The 21,872-nt window shown below is 68.3% G+C and carries 25 protein-coding genes; 10 read left to right on the top strand and 15 right to left on the bottom strand.

Annotated features, from left to right (window positions below):
* The first annotated feature begins 3 nt into the window (after nucleotides 1–3).
* Together ACYQ26_RS02390 and ACYQ26_RS02385 are read left to right on the top strand one after the other, a co-directional pair.
* Entirely contained in the window at nucleotides 4–642 is a 639-nt protein-coding gene (locus ACYQ26_RS02390; RefSeq protein WP_459806708.1) for a VOC family protein, read from the top strand.
* Nucleotides 639–1,313 carry an alpha/beta hydrolase gene (locus ACYQ26_RS02385; protein WP_459806707.1) on the top strand — a complete coding sequence of 225 codons (675 nt, stop codon included), beginning with the start codon at nucleotides 639–641 and terminating at the stop codon, nucleotides 1,311–1,313. The genes ACYQ26_RS02390 and ACYQ26_RS02385 overlap by 4 nt, the downstream gene beginning before the upstream one ends.
* 5 nt (nucleotides 1,314–1,318) lie before the next feature.
* On the opposite strand, the gene ACYQ26_RS02380 is transcribed toward ACYQ26_RS02385, so the two are convergent.
* Nucleotides 1,319–1,972 carry a GNAT family N-acetyltransferase gene (locus ACYQ26_RS02380; RefSeq protein ID WP_459806706.1) on the bottom strand — a complete coding sequence of 218 codons (654 nt, stop codon included), beginning with the start codon at nucleotides 1,970–1,972 and terminating at the stop codon, nucleotides 1,319–1,321.
* 132 nt (nucleotides 1,973–2,104) lie between these two features.
* Between ACYQ26_RS02380 and ACYQ26_RS02375 the strand changes: the two genes are divergently transcribed.
* Nucleotides 2,105–2,779, top strand: a complete 675-nt coding sequence (locus ACYQ26_RS02375; RefSeq protein WP_459806705.1) for a bactofilin family protein — start codon at nucleotides 2,105–2,107, stop codon at nucleotides 2,777–2,779.
* 22 nt (nucleotides 2,780–2,801) lie between these two features.
* Here ACYQ26_RS02375 and ACYQ26_RS02370 read toward each other — a convergent pair whose 3' ends face one another.
* The 6 genes from ACYQ26_RS02370 to rpl18a form a co-directional block, all read right to left on the bottom strand.
* Nucleotides 2,802–3,728 carry a phosphatase PAP2 family protein gene (locus tag ACYQ26_RS02370; protein WP_459806704.1) on the bottom strand — a complete coding sequence of 309 codons (927 nt, stop codon included), beginning with the start codon at nucleotides 3,726–3,728 and terminating at the stop codon, nucleotides 2,802–2,804.
* Between the two features lie 173 nt (nucleotides 3,729–3,901).
* Entirely contained in the window at nucleotides 3,902–5,545 is a 1,644-nt protein-coding gene (locus tag ACYQ26_RS02365; RefSeq protein ID WP_459806703.1) for a Coenzyme F420 hydrogenase/dehydrogenase, beta subunit C-terminal domain, read from the bottom strand.
* Nucleotides 5,535–7,235 carry a nitrite/sulfite reductase gene (locus ACYQ26_RS02360; protein WP_459806702.1) on the bottom strand — a complete coding sequence of 567 codons (1,701 nt, stop codon included), beginning with the start codon at nucleotides 7,233–7,235 and terminating at the stop codon, nucleotides 5,535–5,537. The genes ACYQ26_RS02365 and ACYQ26_RS02360 overlap by 11 nt, the downstream gene beginning before the upstream one ends.
* A gap of 519 nt (nucleotides 7,236–7,754) precedes the next feature.
* Complete coding sequence (gene ftsY, locus ACYQ26_RS02355; RefSeq protein WP_459806701.1) at nucleotides 7,755–9,251, bottom strand: signal recognition particle-docking protein FtsY; 1,497 nt, start codon at nucleotides 9,249–9,251, stop codon at nucleotides 7,755–7,757.
* Between the two features lie 49 nt (nucleotides 9,252–9,300).
* Nucleotides 9,301–9,756 (bottom strand): prefoldin subunit alpha, encoded by a 456-nt coding sequence (gene pfdA / locus ACYQ26_RS02350; protein WP_459806700.1) that lies wholly within the window; start codon nucleotides 9,754–9,756, stop codon nucleotides 9,301–9,303.
* The gene (gene rpl18a / locus ACYQ26_RS02345) at nucleotides 9,756–9,947 is read right to left on the bottom strand and encodes a 50S ribosomal protein L18Ae (RefSeq protein ID WP_459806698.1); all 192 of its coding nucleotides are present in this window, start codon (nucleotides 9,945–9,947) and stop codon (nucleotides 9,756–9,758) included. Before rpl18a ends, pfdA begins: the two co-directional genes overlap by 1 nt.
* A gap of 147 nt (nucleotides 9,948–10,094) precedes the next feature.
* Between rpl18a and ACYQ26_RS02340 the strand changes: the two genes are divergently transcribed.
* A complete protein-coding gene (locus ACYQ26_RS02340) occupies nucleotides 10,095–10,406 on the top strand; it encodes an ASCH domain-containing protein (protein ID WP_459806697.1) in 312 nt (103 codons plus the stop codon).
* Between the two features lie 40 nt (nucleotides 10,407–10,446).
* On the opposite strand, the gene ACYQ26_RS02335 is transcribed toward ACYQ26_RS02340, so the two are convergent.
* The 6 genes from ACYQ26_RS02335 to thpR form a co-directional block, all read right to left on the bottom strand.
* Entirely contained in the window at nucleotides 10,447–10,779 is a 333-nt protein-coding gene (locus ACYQ26_RS02335) for a hypothetical protein (RefSeq protein WP_459806696.1), read from the bottom strand.
* 102 nt (nucleotides 10,780–10,881) lie between these two features.
* A complete protein-coding gene (locus tag ACYQ26_RS02330) occupies nucleotides 10,882–11,547 on the bottom strand; it encodes a translation initiation factor IF-6 (protein WP_459806694.1) in 666 nt (221 codons plus the stop codon).
* A gap of 2 nt (nucleotides 11,548–11,549) precedes the next feature.
* A complete protein-coding gene (locus ACYQ26_RS02325) occupies nucleotides 11,550–11,828 on the bottom strand; it encodes a 50S ribosomal protein L31e (protein WP_459806692.1) in 279 nt (92 codons plus the stop codon).
* Between the two features lie 2 nt (nucleotides 11,829–11,830).
* Nucleotides 11,831–11,983, bottom strand: coding sequence for a 50S ribosomal protein L39e (locus ACYQ26_RS02320; protein WP_120246041.1), 153 nt, complete (start codon nucleotides 11,981–11,983; stop codon nucleotides 11,831–11,833).
* A 112-nt stretch (nucleotides 11,984–12,095) separates the two neighbouring features.
* Entirely contained in the window at nucleotides 12,096–13,124 is a 1,029-nt protein-coding gene (locus ACYQ26_RS02315) for a hypothetical protein (protein ID WP_459806729.1), read from the bottom strand.
* Nucleotides 13,125–13,287: 163 nt separating this feature from the next.
* Nucleotides 13,288–13,851 carry an RNA 2',3'-cyclic phosphodiesterase gene (gene thpR / locus ACYQ26_RS02310; RefSeq protein WP_459806690.1) on the bottom strand — a complete coding sequence of 188 codons (564 nt, stop codon included), beginning with the start codon at nucleotides 13,849–13,851 and terminating at the stop codon, nucleotides 13,288–13,290.
* 117 nt (nucleotides 13,852–13,968) lie between these two features.
* Here thpR and ACYQ26_RS02305 point away from each other — a divergent pair, with 117 nt between their 5' ends.
* From ACYQ26_RS02305 to ACYQ26_RS02295, 3 genes are all read left to right on the top strand, one after another.
* Complete coding sequence (locus ACYQ26_RS02305) at nucleotides 13,969–15,606, top strand: hydroxysqualene dehydroxylase (RefSeq protein WP_459806688.1); 1,638 nt, start codon at nucleotides 13,969–13,971, stop codon at nucleotides 15,604–15,606.
* A gap of 90 nt (nucleotides 15,607–15,696) precedes the next feature.
* Nucleotides 15,697–16,578 carry a tetratricopeptide repeat protein gene (locus ACYQ26_RS02300; protein WP_459806686.1) on the top strand — a complete coding sequence of 294 codons (882 nt, stop codon included), beginning with the start codon at nucleotides 15,697–15,699 and terminating at the stop codon, nucleotides 16,576–16,578.
* Nucleotides 16,579–16,581: 3 nt separating this feature from the next.
* Nucleotides 16,582–16,875: a DUF424 domain-containing protein gene (locus ACYQ26_RS02295; RefSeq protein ID WP_459806684.1), complete on the top strand. Its 294-nt coding sequence runs from the start codon at nucleotides 16,582–16,584 to the stop codon at nucleotides 16,873–16,875.
* 34 nt (nucleotides 16,876–16,909) lie between these two features.
* Here the strand turns inward: ACYQ26_RS02295 and ACYQ26_RS02290 are convergent, their stop codons facing one another.
* Nucleotides 16,910–17,791, bottom strand: coding sequence for an ABC transporter permease subunit (locus tag ACYQ26_RS02290; protein WP_459806682.1), 882 nt, complete (start codon nucleotides 17,789–17,791; stop codon nucleotides 16,910–16,912).
* Nucleotides 17,788–18,780 (bottom strand): ABC transporter ATP-binding protein, encoded by a 993-nt coding sequence (locus ACYQ26_RS02285; protein ID WP_459806728.1) that lies wholly within the window; start codon nucleotides 18,778–18,780, stop codon nucleotides 17,788–17,790. Before ACYQ26_RS02285 ends, ACYQ26_RS02290 begins: the two co-directional genes overlap by 4 nt.
* 156 nt (nucleotides 18,781–18,936) lie before the next feature.
* Between ACYQ26_RS02285 and ACYQ26_RS02280 the strand changes: the two genes are divergently transcribed.
* The 3 genes from ACYQ26_RS02280 to ACYQ26_RS02270 all read left to right on the top strand — a co-directional run bounded on the left by ACYQ26_RS02280 (nucleotide 18,937) and on the right by ACYQ26_RS02270 (nucleotide 21,868).
* On the top strand, nucleotides 18,937–19,803 hold the full coding sequence (locus ACYQ26_RS02280) for a DUF8054 domain-containing protein (RefSeq protein ID WP_459806680.1): 867 nt from the start codon (nucleotides 18,937–18,939) through the stop codon (nucleotides 19,801–19,803).
* Between the two features lie 99 nt (nucleotides 19,804–19,902).
* Entirely contained in the window at nucleotides 19,903–21,147 is a 1,245-nt protein-coding gene (locus tag ACYQ26_RS02275; protein ID WP_459806679.1) for an aminotransferase class V-fold PLP-dependent enzyme, read from the top strand.
* 313 nt (nucleotides 21,148–21,460) lie between these two features.
* Nucleotides 21,461–21,868 (top strand): hypothetical protein, encoded by a 408-nt coding sequence (locus ACYQ26_RS02270; protein ID WP_459806677.1) that lies wholly within the window; start codon nucleotides 21,461–21,463, stop codon nucleotides 21,866–21,868.
* Nucleotides 21,869–21,872: the final 4 nt, after the last annotated feature.

Here is a 21,872-nt window from a genome sequence, read left to right as displayed (position 1 = left end):
TTCATGTCCGATGACTCAGAACCCACGACCACGACTCCGGCCCCGGTCACGCCCGAACTCCCCGACAGCCCGTTCCACACGACGGGCACCGACCACATCACCATCTGGGGAAGCAACGAGGAGGACACCGTCGAGTTCTACCGAGACCTCCTGGGGATGCCGCTGGTGCTGCGCCAGCCGAACCTCGACGACCCCTCCCAGACCCACCTGTTCTTCGACACCGGGGACGGGCGCATCCTGACCTTCTTCGTCAGCGACGACCGCCCCTCCGCGCGCGGCCAGCGCGCCGGCGTCGGTGCTGTCCACCACCTCTGTTTCAGCGTCGAACCAGACGAGTACGAGGAGATCATGCAATCGCTCGACGAGGCCGGCCACGGCTACAACGTCTTCGACCGGGGCATCTTCCATTCGATCTACACCCGCGACAACAACGGCCTGGTCATCGAACTGAGCGCCGATAAGTACGAGATTCCGAACGACCGCCGCGGCGAGATCCTCGCGAAGGCCCAGGAACTCCGCGAGGAAGACGGCGCCGAGTACGCCAAGGACGAACACCTCCGGGGCGCGATCGAGGCGCTCGGCCTCGAGGTCGTCGAACACGACCTGCCCGACGCCAGCGCCGGCGTCGGTGGTGTCGAATGAACCGCGGCGGCGGCCATCACGGCGAGAACCCCCACCAGGGCCAGGAACTGGTGACGGCCGGCACCGACCTCGCGGACGCCGAGGCCGCGATCGTCCTCGTTCACGGCCGCGGTGCCACGGCCCGCAGCATCGTCCAGATGGGCAGCGAACTCCACCGCGAGGGCGTCGCGCTACTGGCCCCGCAGGCGGCCCAACGCACGTGGTACCCGAACTCGTTCCTCGAGCCGGTCGAGAAAAACGAGCCCGGCCGCACCTCGGGCCTGCAGGCGATCGAGGACGCTATCGGCGAAGCGAACGACGCCGGCATCCCCACGGAACGGATCATGGTGCTCGGTTTCTCGCAGGGCGCCTGCCTCTCGAGCGAGTTCGTCGCGCGCGACCCGCAGCGGTACGGCGGTCTCGTCGCCTTCAGCGGCGGCCTCATCGGGCAGGAGATCGACCCCGACGACTACCTCGAGGTCGACGGTGATCTCGAGAACACTCCCGCCTTCCTCGGCTGCAGCGACTCCGACCCGCACATCCCCGAGGAGCGGGTCCACGAGACCGCAACCGTCCTCGAGGACCTGAACGCCGACGTGACCACGCGCATCTACGAGGGGATGGGCCACGGCGTCAACGAGGACGAACTCGAGTTCGCGTCCGAGATGGTCGCCGACCTGCTCTCGCAGTAACCCCGCTAGAGCTCGAGCCGTCCCTCGCCCGCCGCGACGAGCGACTCGAGGTCGACGTCAGGATCGTCCCGCAGCGCGGCGAACGACCGCGGCCGGTCCGGTTCGTCTCCCTTCTCGCCGATCGAGCGGCGCCACCAGGCGACGTCCCGCCACTCGGCTGCCGTGTAACCCACGGCGGGGAAATCGCCGACGCGTTCGAAGCCCATCTTCTCGTGGAAGCCGACCGTTTCGGGGTTCGGCAGCGTCGTCACCGCGTAGGCGTCGCGGATCCCCTGGCGCTCGAGCACCGCAAAGAGCGACTCGTAGAGCGCCCGGCCGACGCCCGACCGGCGGGCGTCCTCGGCGACGTAGATCGAGAGTTCGACGACCCAGTCGTAGGCCCGGCGCTCGCGCAGCCGGTGGGCGTAGGCGTAGCCGACGACCTCGCCGTCGTCGGACCGCGGCCGACCGCTCGCGGCGCTGCGCTCCGCATCGGCGACCTCGCAGACCAGCCACGGGTACTCCTCGAGCGTCGATTCGATCCGGTCGGCCATCTCGAGCGTCGACGGCGGCGTCTCCTCGAAGGTGACGGCGGTCGACTCGCAAAACGGCGCGTAGATGTCGCGCACGGCCGCCGCGTCGTCGGGCGTCGCGACTCGGATGCGCGATCGCGATTCCATGGCGGCCGTTTCGAGCGGGCGCCGATAAGCGCGCCGACTCCGCGTCGTGGGCGGTCCGTCCGCTTCCGCTGTCTCATCGGCTGCGAAGGCGCACAACGACTTTCCGTTCCGTCGGTGTCCGATCCCCGTACGATGTCCCGATCCCGACGATTGCGCCTCTCCCGACGCCGGCTGCTCTGGACCGCGAGCGGCGCCGCGGTCGGTCTCGCCGGTTGCACCGGGTTGGAGTCCGACGCCGGCGCTCGTTGGCGGGAGCGCGGGGCCGACGAGGGCGAGTACGAGCGCTTCGGCGACGGCGCCGAGTCGGCGTCGGAAACCGCGGGCGCGGAGTCGGACGCCGATTCGCGAACGGAAACCGGCGGTTCCGACGCCGACGGCGACGAGGCGGGCGGGGGCGAGGTGGACGCGACCGACGGATCGACCGACGACCTCGTCGTCGTCTCGCCCGACGACGAACCGGAGGACGGGATCGAGACCGACGGTTCCGTCGTCCTCGAGCCCGGCGCCGCCGTCGACGACGACGTTGAGGCCGGCACCCAGGTAGTCCTCGAGGACGGGGCCGAACTCGACGGGGATCTCGAGGCCGGGGACGACGTCCGGCTCGATCCGGGGGCCGCGATCGACGGCGACCTCGAGGCCGGCGGCGGCGTCGTTCTGAGAAGCGATGCCGCGGTCGACGGGAGTCTCGAAGCGGACGGCGCCGTCGCCCTCGCGAGCGGCGCGGAGATCGACGGGGACGTCACCGGCAGCGCGGTGACGGTCGCTGAGGGCGCCGCGGTCGACGGCGAGATCACCGAGACGGGCTGAGGGGCGGCCGGACGGGGAGACGTCAGATACCGCTGGCCCGGCGCGATCCCGTCGCGCGCAGCACGGGGACCGCGAGGGCCGCGGCGAGACCGAATCCGAGCGCACCGCTCGCTGCGGCGACGGGCATCCGGACGAGCCCGAAGTAGACGAGCGCGACTGTCAGCGGGACGAACGCGCCGACGACGAGCCCGATTCTGGTCGCGAGCCGACGATCGATCCGCGAGCGCCAGTCCGACTCGCGGTCCGGGAGTCGCTCGCCGAGCCGGACGAGCTGCCACCCGCCGAACGCGCCGAGCGACGCGCCGAGTAACAGCACGGCGTCCGGATCGTCGCCGGCGACGAGGACGGCGCTCGCGCTCGCGAGCACGGCCAGCGCGAACGCGGCCGTGCCGCGATCGGCCGCGTATCGGTCGATCAGCCACCCCGCGACGAGGACCAGGATCAGTCCGCCGGCCGCTCCCGCGGCGACGTCGACGAAGTAATGCACCCCCAGTAGAACCCGCGAGAGACAGACCGCGACGATGACGGCCGCCGCGCCGAGCAGCCGCTGGCGGGCCGTTCCGATCGAGAGCCGTCTGGCGAGGCCGACGTAGACCACCGTCGTCATGAACGCGTGGCCGCTCGGAAAGCCGTAACCGTCGGCCGTCCCGGTCGCCGCGTACAGCGGCCGGACCACCGCCGGCAGCGCCTCGAGTCGCACCAGCGTCCGGTCCGGCCGGGGGAGCGCGAAGGCGTATTTCAGCGCGAGGAGGATTCCGAACCCGGCCAGCAGCAGGCCCACGAGGACGGCTCCCTCCTCGCGGTCGTCCGTCCGGTACAGGTAGAATCCGCCGACGAGCAGCGCCAGGAACCAGACGTCGCCCAACTGCGTCAGGAGCGCGACGACGATCGCGGCCCACTCGGGGACCAGTTCCCGTACCGGGCCGAACTCGGCGATGCCTCGAGTCATGGCCGCCCCTACGTGGACGATCGACTAAGGGCTAGCGACTCCCCGCCTCGTCGCGTCGAACGAATGTCTTGTCTCAGCCCCGTCGATCGCTTCCAACGCCGACCGAAGAAAATCGAGCGAAGCGGACCGATCGCGCCCGTTCGTCCAACCCGCATCGCGGTAGGGCGTCCAGTTCAGTGGCCCTGATCGTGCGGGTTCAGCGCCGTGCCGTAGTTCTCGGCGTGGTCAGTGTAGTCGATGAACCGCGGCGCGTCGGGGTCGAAGGGCCGCTCTAAGCTCTCGAAGGCCTTCTTCTTGTCCCAGCCCTGGAGCTTGCCGATCGCCGAGCGGTCCTCTAAGTCGTGGTAGTCGAGGTTCGGCTCGGTCAGCTCCCAGGCCTTCATGCCCTGCTCGGTGCGGATGATGACGCTCGAGTACTCGTCGCTCGAGCCGACGGAGCCGACGGTGACGTCGGCGCAGAAGCCGGTGAAGTCGGCACACTCGTCGCAGCCCTTGAGCGCGGCGTCGTGGAAGTTCTCGATGTCCTCCTCTAAGATCATCTCGCCGTCGTGGCCGTAGATCATCATCTTCCCGTGGAGGACGTCCATCTTGCCGATGTCCTCGGGGTCGATTCCGCGCTGTTCCTGGACCATCTCGCCCATGAGGCTGTAGTAGTTGAAGTTCTTCGTACACATCAGCGCGATCGTGTAGTCGACCGCGCGGATCCCCTCGTTCTGGGCCTGATAGTCCCACTCGAAGTCCTGCAGGGCGCGGATGCCCTCGATCTCGCAGGGCGTGCCCACGAGCGCCAGCGAGAGGTCGTCCCAGTCCTTGTCGGGGAGTTTGTCCTCCCACTGCTCGAGATCGAGGTTGCCCAGCGCCAGCGTCTGGTTGTAGACCGTGCCGGCGTTCGCGATGAGCTCCTCCTTCGTCGTCGCGAGGAAGCTCTCGGCCTTCCAGGCCTCCTCGTCGCTCTCGGTGGCGATGAGGGCGCCGTCGATCTCGCCCTCCTCGAGCAGCGTCGCGAGGATGCCGGTGACGACGCCGCCGTCCTGGGCCTGGTCGGTCCAGTCGTCGTCGACCTTCGCGGAGAACTCCGTGATCGGGTCGCCGGCGCCCTTGACGTTGTCCTCGCCGCCGGTGATCTTCCACTGGCGCTCGTACCGGAGCCCGCCGCGGGGACAGAAGTCCCAGCAGAGCGAACAGCCGGTACACATCTTGACCAGTTTGGGCAGGTCGTCGTCGCCGACGCCGATCGAGTCGGAGGGACAGGCGGCGACGCACGTTCCGCACTGGATACAGCGGCCCTCGTCGATGACGGCCTCGTCCAGTTCCATGAACCAGGTCTTCTCGTCCGGCGTCTCGATGTCGTTCATCTCCGACCGGATGGAGTACTCCGGCGTGTCCAGGTCGACGCCCTCCGGGACGCCGACGCGGGTGTCCGGCGCGTCGTCGTAGACGTCTTGGCTGACGTTCTCGGCGGGTTCGGTGAACTCGAGGTCCCCGAGGTTGCCCTCCTCGTCGACGTTGGCGACGCCGGCGCCGTCCGTCGCAACCGGCTTATCGGCTGACGCAGCGTCGGCCGTCTTCTCGCCGCAGGTGCAGGTGTCGGGCGAGCAGCTATCGCCCTCCGCGTGCTCGTGGCCGTGCCCGCCGTCCGTCGCGATGGCGCCCTCTCGAGCGTGCTCCGTGCCGTCCCGCGAGCGCGGCGCCGCGTTGCCGGCGTCGGGGACGATGACCGCGTCGTCGTCGCGGGCTTCGGACTTGGGGACGCTGGGGAACGTGCGGTCCTCGGCGTCCTGTCCGTCGGTTCCGTCCTCGTTTCCGTCAGTCCCCATGGGCAACACCTCGTGCAACCGGCGCGTCGGCGTCGGTCATGAGCCGTCGGAGTCGCTCGTTGTCGACGCGGCGGGCCCACTCGTAGAAGCGCTCGCCCTCGTTGCGGTCCTCGTTGTAGGCGTCGAACAGCTGCTCGAGCGCCGGGATCACGCCCTCGGCGGGCACCGCGCGCTCGATCCAGTCTAAGAACTCGTTGTCGGCGCCGAGCGCGCCGCCGAGGCCGAAGTCCATCCCTTCGACGAGGTTGTCTCCCTCGTCGTTCGGGCTGTCTTCGTCCTCGAGTTTGACCGTCTCGCCGCGGAAGCCGATGTCGGCGATCTGGGGCTGGGCGCAGGAGGCCGAGCAGCCCGACATGTGCATCCGGACGACCTCTAAGTCGTCGGGCGTGTCGATGCGCTCGTCGAGTTCGCGGGCCCAGCGCTTGGTGCGCTTTTTGGTCTCGATGATGGCGTAGTTACAGAACTCGGTGCCCGTACAGCCGACGGCGCCGCGCGAGAACGGCCCCGGATCGGGGCTGTACTCCTGCGCGAACGGCTCTGCGAGGAGGTCGTCGACGTTCTCCTCGGGGATGTGGGTGATGAGGAAGTTCTGGTCGGTCGCGAGGCGGATCGAGGTGTCCTCGGTGCCGTACTTCTTGGCGGCACGGGCGGCCTCGGCGAACTCGTCGCCGCCCATGCGGCCCGCGATGACGTTGAAGCCGACGTACTTCAGGCCCTCTTGCTTCTGGTCGTGGACGCCGACGTGGTCGCCGCGGTAGCCGACGGTCAGGTCCTCGCCGCTTTCGGGCAGGTCGACGGTACAGCGGTCGCGGACGGCTTCCTCGAACTTGTCCGCGCCCATCTGCTCGACGAGGTAGCGCATTCGGCAGACGCCGCGGTTGTTGCGGTCGCCCAGTTCCTTGAACGTCTGGGCGACGGCGCGGCAGAACTCGACGGCGTCCTCCGGCGGGATGAAGACGTCCAGATCGGAGGCCATCCGCGGGCCGTCCGAGAGGCCGCCGCCGACGCGGGCGTGGAAGCCGTAGTAGTACTCGCCGTCCAGTTTCTTCTTCGCCGGCGTGAGGCCGACGTCGTTGATCTGGGACTGGGCGCAGTCGTGCTTGCAGCCCGTGATCGTGATCTTGAACTTCCGCGGCAGGTTGGCGTACTCGCGGTTCTCGGTGAAGTAATCGGAGACGGCGTCGATGACCGGCTGGGCGTTGAAACACTCGTGGTCGTCCAGCCCGGCCGCCGGGCAGCCGAGGACGTTACGGGCCGAGTCGCCACAGCCCTGCACCGTCGTCAGCCCGACTTCGTCGTACCGTTCCCACATCTCGGGGACGTCCGAGACTTCGACCCAGTGTTTCTGGATGTCCTGTCGGGTCGTGATGTCGAGGAATGCGTCGCCCCAGAGTTCGTTTTGCTCCTCGCCGCCGTACTCCTCGGGTGCGGTGGCGTAGTCCGTGGCGCACTCCCCGATGACCTCGGCCTGCTCGGGCGTGAGGTAGCCGCCCGGGACCTTGGTCCGGATCATGAAGTAGTCGTCCTGCTTCTGGGAGTACATGCCGGCCCATTTCAGGCGTTCCCACTCGCCGTCGCCGGCGCGTTCCTCGATCTCCTCGTCGGAGAGGTCCCCCTCCGCGTAGTCGTACACGTCCTCGATGACGTCCAGCGGATGTTTTTCTTGCTTGTGTTGTTCGACTGTATTCACGCGAACCACCTCGTGGTTGGCTGAACGGTGTGAAGCGAACCTCGAGACGGCTTCGCCGTCTCGGTGGTTTGTGTGAGTTCGAAAACGCGAGCGTTTTCGTTATTCACGCGAACCACCCCGCGAGACGGTCGACTCGAGAATTAGTGTTGCTACCTTCAAGGACCATTGTTTGGCGGGTACTAGTACCCGACACGTATACGCTCCCGTAACTCGGCGAATCATGTCGTGGGTCGTCCCCACCAGTAAATGTTGCCTCATACGTTCGCGTTGACACTCCGGTGATCCTGGAGATCTCCGTCCACAGGGTGGCAGACGGGGCCACCCAAATCGATACGACAGAAGCCGTCACGATTGCCGGTAATATGATCCGGTAGTCGTGCGCAGTCGCTCGATTACAACCTCGTCGGAGGGAACAGACGAGATTCGTCGCCAGAGCGGTTGAGAGCACTGCGCTATGGACTGCCGTCGAAAACAGATGGTCAAAGAGTACGTCACCGAAGCGATCGGCGGCGGTGTCGCCTACTCCTCGTCCTCGTCGTCCTCGAGCAGCCGATCGACCATCTCGTCGGGATCGAACCGCTCGAGGTGATCGTAGCCCTGGCCGACGCCGAGGAAGAGGATCGGCTTCCCGGTGACGTGGGCGATCGAGATCGCCGCGCCCCCGTTGGAGTCGGCGTCGGCCTTCGTCAGGACGGCGCCGTCGATCTCGGCGGCCTCGTTGAACTCGCGGGCGCGGTTGACGGCGTCCTGGCCGGCGACCGCCTCGTCGACGAACAGCGTCAGGTCGGGGTCGACGACGCGGTCGATCTTCGCGAGCTGGTCCATCAGCCCCTCGTCGGTGTGGAGTCGGCCGGCGGTGTCGCCGAGCACGACGTCGATGTCGTTGGCCTCGGCGTACTCGACGGCGTCGTACAGCACGGCGGCGGGGTCGCCGCCCTGCTCGTGGCTGATGCACTTCGTGTCCAGGGCATCGGCGTGCTCCTGGATCTGCTCGTTCGCGCCGGCGCGGTAGGTGTCGCCGTTGGCCATCACCGTCGAGTAGCCGCGCTCCTCGAGGTAGCGGCTCATCTTGGCGATCGTGGTCGTCTTCCCGACGCCGTTGACGCCGGTGAAGACGATGACCACGGGCTTGTCCTCGATGGCGATGCGTTCGTTGAAGTCGAACTGGCCGACGCTGATCACGTCGTAGATGGCGTCGCGCAGGGCCTCCTCGATCACGTCGCCGGTCGAGGTGGTAAACGCCCGCGTCTCGCCGATCAGTTCGTCGCGCAGGTTGTCGAGGATCTCGTCGACGACGCCCATCTCCACGTCGCTCGAGAGCAGGGCTAACTCGAGTTCGTGGAGCGGATCCTCGAGGTCTTCCTCCTCGATGACGAACTTGCCCTTGACGAGCGATTTGGCCTTGCGGCCGAAGCCGGTGGAGTTGCCGTCGTCCTCGGCTTCGTCCTCGTCTTCGGCTTCGTCGACGGACTCCCCGGCTGCTTCGTCCTCGACGGGTTCGGCAGTCTCCGCCGCGTCGACGTCGGGTTCGGCAGCCTCGTCCGCCGGCTCCTCGGATTCGGCGTCGGCCTCGTCGCCGCGAATCATTCCCTCGAGGTCCAGTCCGGAATCGGACCGGGACTCGGACCCGCTCTCGGGTTCGGCGGCTGCGGCGTCGGCCTCGGGCGTCGGCTCCGATTCCGGCTCGGCCGCGGCGTCCGACGCGGCAGCCGCGTCGGTGCTCGCCGCCGGTTCGGCGTCGGTCGCCGCCGCCTCGAGGTCGCTCTCGCCGCCGGGGGCGGCCCCCGCGGCCGTTTCGTCGGCGGTCTCCGGGGCCGGAGCTTCCGGCTCGTCCGGGGCGGCTGCGTCGGTATCAGGGTCGGCAGCTTCGGTTTCGGCGTCGCCCTCGATCGCCGCCTCGTCGACGTCGACGTCCTCGAGGTCGTCCTCGTCCTCGACCTCCTCGACGTTCTCCTCGGCGGCTTCTTCGGCGTCCTTCCGGAAGCTCCCGAGCTTCTTCTTCAGGTTGTCGAACATGGTGGGTAGGTAAACGTAAACGGAAACGTGGGGCCGCGGTTACGTGCGGTTACTCGTCGTCCGGCTGGCCCTGTCCCTGGCCCATCTGCTGCATCTGCTGTTGCATCGCCTGCTGCTGGAGCTGCTGGGCCTGCTGCTCGAGCTGCTCGCTCTCGCTCTCGAGTTCGGCGATCTCCTCGTTGACCTCGTCGATGCGGTCGTCGACGGTGTCTTTCTTGTTTTCGAGGGCTTCGACGGCGTCGTCTTGCTCGAACTCCGCGGCGTAGTCGGCGCCGAGGTCGACGATCGCCTCGTCGATGTCCTCGACGGTCGCGCGCAGGTAGGCGCCGCCGCCCAGCGGAACCTGCACGGTCGAGCCCGTCTCGAGGGTCTCGAGGGCCTCGATGGCCTCGTCGATCTCGGTTTTCTCCTGCTGCAGTTCTTCGACGTTTGCCTGCAGCGCTTCGATCTGCTCCTGAATTTCCTGCAGTTCCTGGGAGAGCTGCTGGAGTTGCTGCTGACCCATTACGCCGTCACCTCCTCGTTCTCGACGACGTCCTCGAGCTCGATCTGGGTGCGCTTGAGGTTGTGCTGGCTCCCGAGCTCCGCGTAGGCGTGCTCGCGAGCGACGTTCTCGTTCTCCGCTTCGATGGTCGTTTCGAACTCCGCGAAGCCGTCGCGAGTCTGGAACCGGCCGGTGACCGTAAACTGACTCATAGGTCCCACTCCGGCGGGCAGTCGGAAGAATCTTCCCTTCTATAAACGGGGGTGGCTTTCGGTCGCGCCGATCCGTCTCGAGGGCAGCCGAGACAGTCGGCAACCTGACCACCAACTAATTTCGTCCGCGCCGTTCACGGATGACCCATGGGAGAGATCGATGCCGACGACCTGTTACCCAACGACCGAATGCGCAACCAGGCCCTCGAGGGCGAGGTGACGCAGATCCACCGCGGCCACCGGTACGCCGACGAGGGCGACACGTTCACCGTCGACGGTGAAACCTTCGAGGTGACGACGGTCACCGAGCGCACGCTGGGCGATCTGACCGACGAAGACGCGCAGGCGGAGGGGATGGACGACCTCGAGATCTACCGCCGGATGCTCGAGCGCGTCCACGACGACTTCGAGTGGGACGACGACAGCGAGGTCGTGTTACACGAGTTCGAGAAACAGTAATCGAGATCGGTGCGGCGGATAGCCGACGGTGCTGGCCGGTTTACTCCTCGAGACCGTGCAGTTGCGCCGCGGCGTCGACGGTGCCGGTCGTCGCATCCGCTGGGGCCCCGCTCCTGCTCGAGACCGCCGGCATCGTCGCCGTCGGCGACCGAAACGCGGCGAGCAGCGCCCACGCCACGCCCGTCGCGACGAGTCCGGCCGCGGCGAGATGCATGCCGAGCGTGGCGAACGTTACCGCGTAGACGACGCCCAGCGTCGCTTTCGGCAGGCTCGTCGCGAGCGGAATCCGCGTGGAGACGTCCCGCAGGGCGGGAGCGAGAACGGCGACCGTGAGGAGACTGCCGGCCATGAAGACGAGATCCTGCCAACTCATGAATAGCGTACTCGCTCTCGAGTAAATGTAGTTACCGGTCGGACGGACGGTCCGAAAAGGTGAGAAGGGGTCGCGACTTGCAGCGCCGGGGATGCCGACCGATCAGTCGATGTAGCCCAGCGCGTCCTCGATCCGGCCCAGTTCCGGACCGGTCGTGTCCTCGCCGACGACGTAGCCGGACTCGTTCGCGATCAGGCCGGAGCCGACCAGCGGCGCGCCGTAGTTGACGGTGCCGACGTCGGCCCGGACGTCCAGCGCTTCCTCGAGGAAGTCGAGTTCCTCGTCGGTCGCCTTCGGGTGACAGAGCACCCCGGTGTTGTTTGCGACCGCGGCGGTGCCGACCGTCCGGACGCCCGCGAGGTCGCCGCGCTCGACGGGCACCTCGAGGGTGTCCTCGATGATCTGGATCGCCTCCCGCGAGAGGTCGGGGTGGACGTAGGCGCCGTAGTCGTTCGCCAACACGACGTTGCCGGCCGCGTTGACGTTGCCCGGCAGCTCCGCGATCGGCACGTCGACGGCCTCCTCGAGGCGCTCGCGCTCGTACTCGAGGACGCGAGAACTGACCAGCAGGCCGTTCTCGTTACCGGTCGCTAACGCGCCGACCGTCGAGGAACCGCCGACGGTCGTTTCGATGGCGGGCACCTCGAGTTCGTCGGACAGGTCGGCGACGACGTCGTCGTCGACGTCCTGGCGAACGAGCACGCACGAGTCGGTCGCGCGGGCGAAGACGCCGACGTACGCCGACCCGGCGAAGGCGAGACGTTGCAAGTTTAGTCGGCGACCTCGGCCTCGACGACGGCCTCGCCCTCCTCCTCGAAGCGGGCCGCGCGGACGCGGAGCTTTCGCGGCGGGTTGGAGCGGCCGTTCTCCCAGACGGCCTCGTTGATCGAGGGGTCCAGGCGGATGGCGTCCTCGTCGACCGCGAAGTGTTTCGCGAGGTGCTCGCGGACGAGCCGCATCGCCAGGTCCGCGGCCTCGTGGTTGGCTCCCTTCTTGACGTCTCGCAGCGGAACGGTAACGACGCGTTCCTCGAAATCACTCGCGCTCATCGTTACTCGTCAGTGTCGCTGCGTCGCCAGTTGCGTCGCTTCGGGTTCCGCTGGACCTCCATGTCGGTCTTCATCATGACCCAGGCCGGAACGCGGCTGTTCTGGTTCTCGAGTTTGGCAAGTCGCTTTTTCTTGCCCTTCGATTTCTTACTCATAGTGGCCGAAGGTAGCCCATGCTGGCTTAAAATCTTGTCCATTGGATTCGACCGTCGTCTCGACCTGCCGATCGTCCGGTGATCGAGCCCGTTTGGGCGTCCGAGGCCCGATTCACCCTGAAAGCGTCCGCTCGAGGTAGCGCGTTGCCGCCTCGAGGGTCGCGTCGGTCGGCGCAGGGGCGTACTCGTAGCGGTCGACGCCCTCGAGGCCGTCGTGGCGGGCGAACCGCTCGTGAGTCGCGCAGCCGCGGCCGGGAAAGCGGGCGGCGCCGTCGGCGATCCGAATTCGATCCGGGCCGGCGTAGGCGGTCGCCATCGGCGTGACGCGTACCCGTCGGCCGTCGCCGTCGTCGGAGCGAACGGCGGCGCCTAAGTCGTGGTCGCACGGCGAACCGTTGACCGCGTCGGCGTCCTCGGGCGTGAGAAACGTGTGTAACGTCTCGTGGATCGCCATGTTCTGTGTCACCGCCCGCGAGTCCCAGAGCTCGGTCGCGCCGAGGTTCGCGACGGCCAGCGCGCCGTCGACGGGCGTTCGCGCCCCGTCGGTGCTCGCGGCCTCGTCCGCTTCGTCGGCCCGCGAGCCGATCCTCGCGTTCGGCGACAGCGTCCCGCCGTAGCCGACGCGGTAGTTGAACGGCGACCAGCAAAACAGCACGTGCGTCGTCAACTCCTCGAGGGCGTCCCGCCGGCGCAACTGCTCGCGAAAGGTCTCGAGCACCGTCGGCAGCGACGGGGCGACGACCTCCCCCGGCCCGTCGACCGCCGAGAGTGGGTACCGAACCCGCGAGCCGCGTTCGACGTCGATCTCGAGGTTCTCGAGCCGGGAGCGCTGGCGTGCGTACGCGAGCAGGCGCTCGATCGCTCCGTCGATCGCCGCGAACCCGTCGCGGAAGGGGAGCGGCCAGTCGCGGTGCATGCCGGCGACGCCGGCGTGGGCCCACCCGTGCAGCGGGACGGGACCAGGGTAGACGCGCACGCGGACGCGGCGGGGGTTCGCGGCGGCGCTTGTCGCCCGCGGCGCGATCGCCGAGGCCGCCCCCGCGCCGCCCAGTGAGGCGAGCAGTTCGCGCCGGCTGACGACCCCGGCGTCGCGGCCGGTCCCGTCCTCGGCGCCGTCGCCCGTCCGATCCGATCGCGCCATCGTTCCCACGCCGCCCTACACCGATCGGACCTATCATAGCCATTCGTCCCGCTCCTGACGGTATCCGCGTCCGGAGAGTCGTCGTCGGCGGACGGTGCGAACAGCGAGACGGTCACGGTCACTGACGGCCCGCGGTCGCCGTCCGGATCGGCGCGTACCGTCGTCACTCGAGCGGGAACCGCTCGACCGTCGAGTAGACCGGCCCGTCGTCGGTCAGCGTGCTCTCGGTCAGCCGCACCTCGTCGACGCGCATCTCGCCGATCGTCGGATCGCGCTCCCGCACGAGTTCCTGCACCAGTTCCTTCCCGCCGGCGTGTTCCATCCGCGCGAGCGTGACGTGGGGCGTAAAGTCGTGGTCCTCCGGGTCGAACCCCATCGCGGTCGTCCGCTCCTCGATGGCCTCGTGGAGCCGGGTCAGTTCCTCCCCGCCGGTCTCGGCCCCGAACCAGACGACGCTGATGTACTCGAGGCTGGGGAACACGCCCAGGCCGCCGAACCGCGCCTCGAAGGGGTCGACGCCGGCGTCGTCGACTGTGGCCGCGAGTTCGTCCTCGAGGGCCGGCAGTCGGTTTTCGTCGACGTCGCCGAGGAATTTCAGCGTGACGTGGGCCTGCTCGGGGTCGGTGAAGTTCAACCCGCTCGCGTCCGCGAACTCGTTCTGGAGGTCGGCCACCGATTCAGCGAGGTCGTCCGGGAGGTCGACGCTGACGAACAGTCGCTTGCCCATACGCCACCGTACGGCGGCGCGCACCATTGGGCGTTGCGGCGTTGCGTTCGCTCGAGCGCCGGCGCCCCGAGGTCGTTAGGGACGCCGGTTATCTCCCCCGCTCCCCCAGGGACGGCCATGACGGACGTTGCCGTCGTCGGCGGCGGAATCGGCGGCCTCACCGCGGCCCACGAACTCGCAACTCGCGGGTTCGACGTGACCGTCTTCGAGGCGAACGAGCGCTTCGGCGGGAAGGCCAGATCGATGCCCGTCTCCGACGAGCCCCGGCCGTTACACGGCGAACACGGCTTCCGGTTCTTCCCTGCGTTCTACCGGCACGTGATCGACACGATGTCTCGGATTCCCGACGGCGACGGGACCGTCGCGGACAACCTCGTCGAAACCGAGGCGACGCTGATCGCGAGCACGACGGCCCCGGAGACGATCGCGGAGACGCGAACGCCCGACTCGGTCCGCGGTTGGCTCGAGGCGCTGCGGCCGGCCTTCGCCGAGGACCTGCCGCCCGCGGACGTTCGATTCCTGCTCGAGCGACTGCTGTACCTGCTGACCGCCTGCGAGCGGCGCCGCGAGAACGAACTCGACGCCGTCTCCTGGTGGGAGTTCATCGACGCCGAGCACCGATCGCAGGCCTTCCGGGATCGGCTCGCCTACGCGACGCAGGCGCTGGTCGCGCTCCGACCGCAGGTCGGCAGCGCCCGGACGATCGGCACGATCTACCTCCAGTTGCTGTTCGGCCAGCTCGATCCCGCCCGCCCGACCGAGCGGGTCCTGAACGCGCCGACCAACGAGGCCTGGATTGAGCCCTGGCGTCGCGCCCTCGAGTCCCGCGGCGTCGACCTCCGGCCGGGGACGCCGGTCCGCGAACTCGAGTCGAACGGCCGCCGCGTGACCGGACTCGCGCTCGCCGACGGGCGGCGGGTCCGGGCCGACGAGTACGTGCTGGCCGTCCCGGTGGAGGTCGCGCCCGAGTTCGTCACCCCGGCGCTCGCGCGGCTCGCGCCCGAACTCCGCGGGATCGAGCGCCTCGAGACGGCCTGGATGAACGGGATCCAGTTTTACCTCGCGGCGGACGTCGAACTGACGCGGGGCCACCAGGTGTACACCGACTCGCCGTGGGCGCTGACCTCGATCTCCCAGCGGCAGTTCTGGACGGCGTACGATCTCGACGAGCGCGGCCCCGACGCGGTCGAGGGGGTCCTCTCGGTGATCGCGTCCGACTGGGAGACGCCCGGAACGGTGATCGACAAACCCGCGAGAGCGTGTACGCGTGAGGAGATCGCGACGGAGATCTGGGCGCAGTTGAAGGCGCACCTGAACCGGGACGGCGCGGCCGACGCCCGACTCACCGACGACGCGCTCGTCGACTGGTTCCTCGATCCGGCGATCGTCGAAACCGAGGACGGGGACGGCGTCGAGAACCGGTCCCCGCTGTTGATCAACACCGTCGGTGCGCTCCGGAATCGCCCGCCCGCCGACGTCGAGGTCCCGAACCTCGCGCTCGCGGCCGATTACGTCCGCACGAACGCCGATCTCGCCTCGATGGAATCCGCGAACGAGGCCGGTCGCCGCGCGGCGAACGCGATCCTCGAGCGGTCCGGCTACCGCGGCTCCCCGGCGCGGATCTGGGAGCTCGAGGAGCCGGCGGTGTTCGAGCCGTTCAAGCGGCAAGACCGGATCCGCTATCGACTCGGGCTGCCCCACCCCGCGTCGGTGACGCAGTCGCTCCGGACGGCGACCAGACGGCTCGGTGTCTGACCGCGATCGGCGTCGCCCGGTTCGGCCGACGGGAGATTCCGAGATAGCCGGGTCGCAGCCCTTAACAGTCCGCACTGCCAAATTCGGCTAATGACTGATCGCGAGGCCGACGACGATCGGCACGAGTTCTCCGAAGGGGAAGGGTTCGACGACCCCTACGACGAGTTCGACCTCGACCCGCCCGAACTGGACGTCGATCCCTCGAAGGTCGACCCCGTCGACTCGCGCGTCGTCGCCGACATGCTCGACGAGGAAAACATCGCGAGCGACGAGGTCGACGCCCAGGAGCTGCTCGACGTCGGCCTGAACTACATGCAGATCAACCGCTACGAGCAGGCCACCGAGGCCTTCGAGCGGACCGCCCACTTCGCCGAAGATGACCGCATCGAGCAGGAGGCCTGGGTGAACAAGGGCGTCGCCCACGCCGAACTCGAGGAGTGGGACGAGGCCATCGGCGCCCACCGCGAGGCCCTGCGGATCGACGACTCGAGCGAACACGCCGCGACCGCCGAGACGAACCTCGCGTACGCGCTCTGGGAGTTCGGCGAGACCGCCCAGGCCTTAGAGCACGCCGAGCGGGCCGTCGAGATCGACGAGCGGTTCGCCGAGGGCTGGTTCAACCGCGCCTTCTTCCTCTCGGAGCGCGGGCTGGCCGAGGAAGCGCTCCACTGCATCGACAACGCGATCCGGCTGGGGATGCGCAACGCGCAGGTCCTAGAGGAGAAGGCCCACATCCTCGAGGAGCTGGGCGAGTACGACGAGGCCGAGGAGATCGCCGAGGAGGCAAACGAGATGCGCGAGCGGGCCGAACAGCGCGTCATGGAGGAGCGCGAGGAAATGTTTGGCGAAGCGCCAGGCGGAGCCGGCGCAGGTCGCGAGTCCGCGTTCCAGCAGGGCGAGCCGGAGGACGTGTCCATCACGGACCCCGGCCGCGCGTCCGACCGCGACGACGAGGACTGGCAACTGGAGTAAGGAATGATCGTCAACGAACGACAGACCGAGGAGGGGCTGCTGGTCGCCGTCTGCGACAGCGACGTGCTCGGCGAGACGTTCGAGACCGAGGCCGTCTCGCTGACCGTCAACGAGGAGTTCTACGGCGGCGACGAGGTCGACGAGGGCGCCGTGGTCGACAGCCTCGCGCGGGCCGACATCGCCAACATCGTCGGCACCCGCGCGGTCGAACTCGCGATCGAGGAGGGCTTTATCGACGAGGCGAACGTCCTCGAGGTCGGCGAGACGCTTCACGCGCAGTTACTGCGGATGTACTGACCGCGGTCGCGGCTGCGGTCGACCGCCGAGTCCGTTAGAGATCCGCCTTCTGAAACCGGTAGTAGCCGATCGCGACCGGCACGATCAGCCAGCACAGCAGGACGACGACGCCGAACCAGTCCTGCAAGAAGAAGGGCGCCTCGCCCGCGCCGGCGTACCGCTCGGCCGGCGTCAACTGCGCCGCTTCGAAGCTCTCCAGGCCGTACTGGAACGTAAACGACGGCACGGTCCCCTCGACGATCCCGCTGGCCAGCGTCGTGTAGGCCGACATCGGGTTGAACTGCTCGAGGAGGAGGTACCACGTCTCGGCTTCGACGGGTGGCCCTTCGCCGTAGATGAGGTAGTACGGGCCCGCGGTGACGAGCTCCCACAGCGCAACGAGGACCATGTAGACGCCGACGACGAGCGCCATCGACTTGCCCCGAGTGGAGACGGCGGCGGAAACGCCGACGGCCAGCCCGGCGAAGGCGACGCCAAACAGCAGCGTGACCGCGGCGAAGCCGAGCCAGTCGACGATCGGCACGCCGCCGAAGAAGACCACGCTCAGGACGAGCGCGACTACGAACGCGAGGGCGACGGCCGCGCCGACGACGGCCATCCGCCCAAGCAGTTTGCCGAAGACGACGTCCGTCCGGTTCGGCGGCAGGCCGAGCAGGAGTTTGATGCTGCCCGAGCGGCGTTCGCCGACGACCGCCATGTAGCCGGCGATGAGCGCGGCGATCGGCACGATCGTCTGCAGCGGGAATCCGAGGAAGCTCAGCATCTCCGCCGCGGTCACGTCGTCGGCCGTGTACCAGATCGCCGCGTAGCCGACGCCGACGATGCCGACGAGCAACCCGATCAGCGCCCAGAGCAGCTTCGACCGGCCGGCGTCGTCGAACTCCTTGCGCGCGACGGTGCCGATGTGGGCGGTCATTCCGCCACCCCCGAACCCGCGGCCGTCGGATCCCCGGCGTCGGCTTCCGGCGCCGCGGCCGCTGACGTGGCGCCCGCATCGCCGGTCAGACTCGCGAACAGCGACTCGAGGGAGACGTCCCGGATCCGGACGTCTCGAACCGTCGCGCCCGCGTCGACGAGTTCGGTCACGACGATCGCCTTCGCCGCCGGGTCGACGACCGTACACTCGAGCGTCCGCCCGGACGCGGCGACGTCGGAAACGCCGTCGATCGACGCGGCGACGGGGGCGAGTTCCTCTGCGCCCGCGGAGTCGGCGAGCGCCAGTTCCACCGTCGCTTCGCCGCCGATCGACTCGCGCAGGCCGTCGATCGTGTCGACGGCGACGAGTTCGCCGTCGTTCAACACGCCCACGCGGTCGCAGACGGCTTCGACGTGCTCGAGAATGTGACTCGAGAAGAAGACGGTCGTTCCCCGTTCGGCCTCCGCGCGAACGAGGTCCTGCAACTCGCGGATGCCGTGGGGATCGAGGCCGCTCGAGGGTTCGTCCATGATCAGCAGGTCCGGATCGCCGACCAGCGCCATCCCCATCGCGAGGCGCTGGCGCATTCCGGTCGAGTACTCGCCGGCCGCCCGGTCCCGCGCGGCGGGCTCGAGCCCGACGCGGTCCAGGATCTCGTCGGGGTCGTCGTCGGCGTCCTTGGTCTCGACGGCGAACTCGACGTGGCGGCGGCCGTCGAGCCGCGGGTAGATGTCGAACCCCTCGGGAATGATCCCGATACGGGGGCTGATCCGGTCGGCTTCGGCCTGTGTGTCGTAGCCGAGTACGGTCGCCGACCCCGCCGTCGGACGGGTGAAATCGAGCAGCATGTTGATCGTGGTCGACTTCCCGGCGCCGTTCGGGCCGAGGAAGCCGAACACCTCGCCCTCTCGAACCGTAAGATCCAGCCCGTCGACGGCGGTGAGGTCGCCGTACTCCTTCGTGAGCGCTGTCGTGTCGATCGCGGCCATCCCGCCGGGGCCTACCACGATGGCCCGTATAAGTCACCGGCCGCGGTATCAGACCAGGAAACAGCCTCGACGGGGCCGCTCGAGCCGGAACGCGTCCGTCGCCGCCGCGTTCGACGACGGGCGAACGTTTTTGTTAACTGTCGTGATCGTTCCGGTATGGCATCCGAACGGTCGGGGCCGCTCGAGCGGCTCCGTCGACCGGAGTACACGGGCGCCAATCGGTGTCTCCCGTGTACCGCGGTCAACATCGCGCTCGCGGTCGCCCTCTCGGCCGCCGTCGCCGTCGCGTCCCTTCCGGCGGCGCCGATCGTCTTCGCGCTGTCGGTTGCCGCGATCTACCTCCGGGGCTATCTGGTGCCGGGGACGCCGACGCTGACGAAGCGCTACCTCCCGGACCGGGTGCTCGCGGCATTCGACAAGGGAGTCGCCGTCGCCGACGAACCGTCGGTCGCCGACACGGCGGACCGCCACAAGAGCGGCGGTGCGCCGGCATCGGTCGAGCCCGAACGGATCTTCCTCGAGCACCGGATCGTCGTTCCCTGTGGCGACGGCGAGGGACAGTCTCACGACGAGCGATCGCCCGACGATGTCTGTCTCCCCGAGCCGGTTCGCGGCGCCTGGCAAACCGAAATCGACGTGCGGCGCGCCGGCGACCGGCGGCGGCAGGCCGCGCGCTTCCTCGAGGTCGATCCCGAAACGGTGACGATCGAGCGGGGCGACGAGCGCGTCGTCGTCCGCGCCGACGAGCGGACGGTCGGTCGCTGGGAGTCGGAACCGGCACTGCTTGCCGATCTCGCGGGGGCGCAGGTGCTCGCGGATCGGATCCCGGACTGGAACCGGCGGCCCCTCTCCCACCGCAGCCGGCTGGCGACCGGCCTGCGGGCGTTCCTCGAGACGTGTCCGCGCTGTGGCGGCCCCGTTTCGCTCGGCGAGGAAACCGTCGAGTCCTGCTGTCGATCCCAGCGGGTGTACGCGCTCACCTGCGACGACTGCGAGGCGCGGCTGCTCGAGGCACCGCGGTAGACCTCGAACGTCACTTCCGGCCGAGGGAGGCGACCGCGATGGAAGCAAACCGTGGAGGGACCGAAGGAGTGTTTTGTATGGGCTCCCTGTAGACACACAATGAGCCACCAGAACCTCGAGTCGTTCGACGTCGAGGCCATCCGCGAGGAGTTCCCCATCCTGCAGCGCGAGTTCGACGGCCAGCAGGTCGTCTACCTCGACAACGCGGCGACGACTCAGACCCCCGATCGGGTCGTCGACGCGATGAGCGACTACTACCGGCAGACGAACGCCAACGTCCACCGGGGGATCCACCACCTCAGCCAGGAGGCCTCCATCGCCTACGAGGAGGCTCACGACCGCGTCGCCGACTTCATCAACGCCGACGGCCGCGAGGAGGTCATCTTCACCAAGAACACGACCGAGGGCGAGAACCTGATCGCCTACTCGTGGGGACTGAACGAACTCGGTCCCGGCGACGAGGTCGTCCTCACCGAGATGGAACACCACGCCTCCCTCGTGACGTGGCAGCAGATCGGCGAGCGGACCGGCGCCGACGTGAAGTACATCCGGGTCGACGAGACCGGCCGGCTCGACATGGACCACGCCCGGGAGCTGATCACCGACGACACCGCCATCGTCTCGGCGGTCCACGTCTCGAACACGCTCGGGACCGTCAACCCCGTCTCGGAACTCACCGATCTCGCCCACGAGCACGGCGCGCTCTCCTTTATCGACGGCGCCCAGGCCGTCCCCAACCGCCCGGTCGACGTGAAAGAGATCGACGCCGACTTCTACGCCTTCTCGGGTCACAAGATGGCCGGTCCCACCGGCATCGGTGTCCTCTACGGGAAGCAAGACCTGCTCGAGGCGATGGAGCCGTACCTCTACGGCGGCGGGATGATCCGGAAGGTCACCTTCGAGGACTCCACGTGGGGCGACCTGCCCTGGAAGTTCGAACCCGGCACGCCGCCGATCGCGGAAGCGGTCGGCCTCCACGAGGCCGTCGACTGGCTCGAGGACGTCGGCATGGAGCGCATCCGGGCCCACGAGGAGGAGCTGGCCCGCTACGCCTACGAGCAACTCGCCGCCGAGGACGACGTCGAGATCTACGGTCCCGAACCGGGGCTCGACCGCGGCGGCCTCGTGAGCTTCAACGTCGAGGGCGTCCACGCCCACGACCTGGCCTCGATCATGAACGACCACACGGTCGCGGTCCGCGCGGGCGACCACTGTACCCAGCCGCTCCACGACAAACTCGGCGTCCCGGCCTCGACGCGAGCCTCGTTCTACGTCTACAACACGCGCGAGGAGGTCGACGCGCTCGTCGATGCGCTGGATGACGCGCGAGAGCTGTTTGCCTAAGTAGACCGCGAACGGAGCGAGCGGCTTTTTGGTCCAGATTTTTGCTCGAGCGGTGAGCGATCGGCGGGTGCGAACCTGAGAGGAAAATGGTGGTCTCACGATACGCGCGAGGAGGTCGACGAGCTGTCGACGCGCTCGAGGACGCGGGAACCGTTCGCCCAATCGGCCGCTTCACCACCCGTACTACCCAGCTGTGTTGTTTCGGCTAGTTCTCTCGACCGCCCGCCGTACCGGCGAGTCGGTCGTCAGCAGTAACTCGATCGAATGTTACCGTTGCACACATTTATGATAAACGATGTCATGATATGCGGGTATGACAAGCCACCGGCGAGAGGAGGCACGAGAGGCGATCCGACGATGGGACCGCGCGTTCGAAGCGCTGTCGGCCGCACCGCGGCGGCACCTCGTCGACGAGCTCGCGGCCGTACCCGACGGTGGCTCAGTGTCGTTGCCCGACGCGGCAGTCCCACCCGCGGGGGCGGAGGCGGACGCCAACGAGTTGCGGATCGACCTCCACCACCGCCACCTCCCGATGCTAGCCGACGCGGGGTACATCGAGTGGCAACGAGCGCCGTTTCAGGCGACGCGCGGACCGCGGTTCGAAGAGGTCGCGGTCGTCCTCGACGCGCTTTACGAGAACGCGGGCGCCGTTCCCGAGCACCTGCTGCCGGCGTGTCCGACGCTCGAGCGCGAGCACGACCGCGAACAGTCCGAGTGCTGATCGA

The sequence above is a fragment of the Halopiger thermotolerans genome (assembly GCF_054654555.1).
The sequence above is the reverse complement of the archived record's forward strand: the minus strand, read 5'-3'. Positions and strand labels throughout refer to the sequence as shown.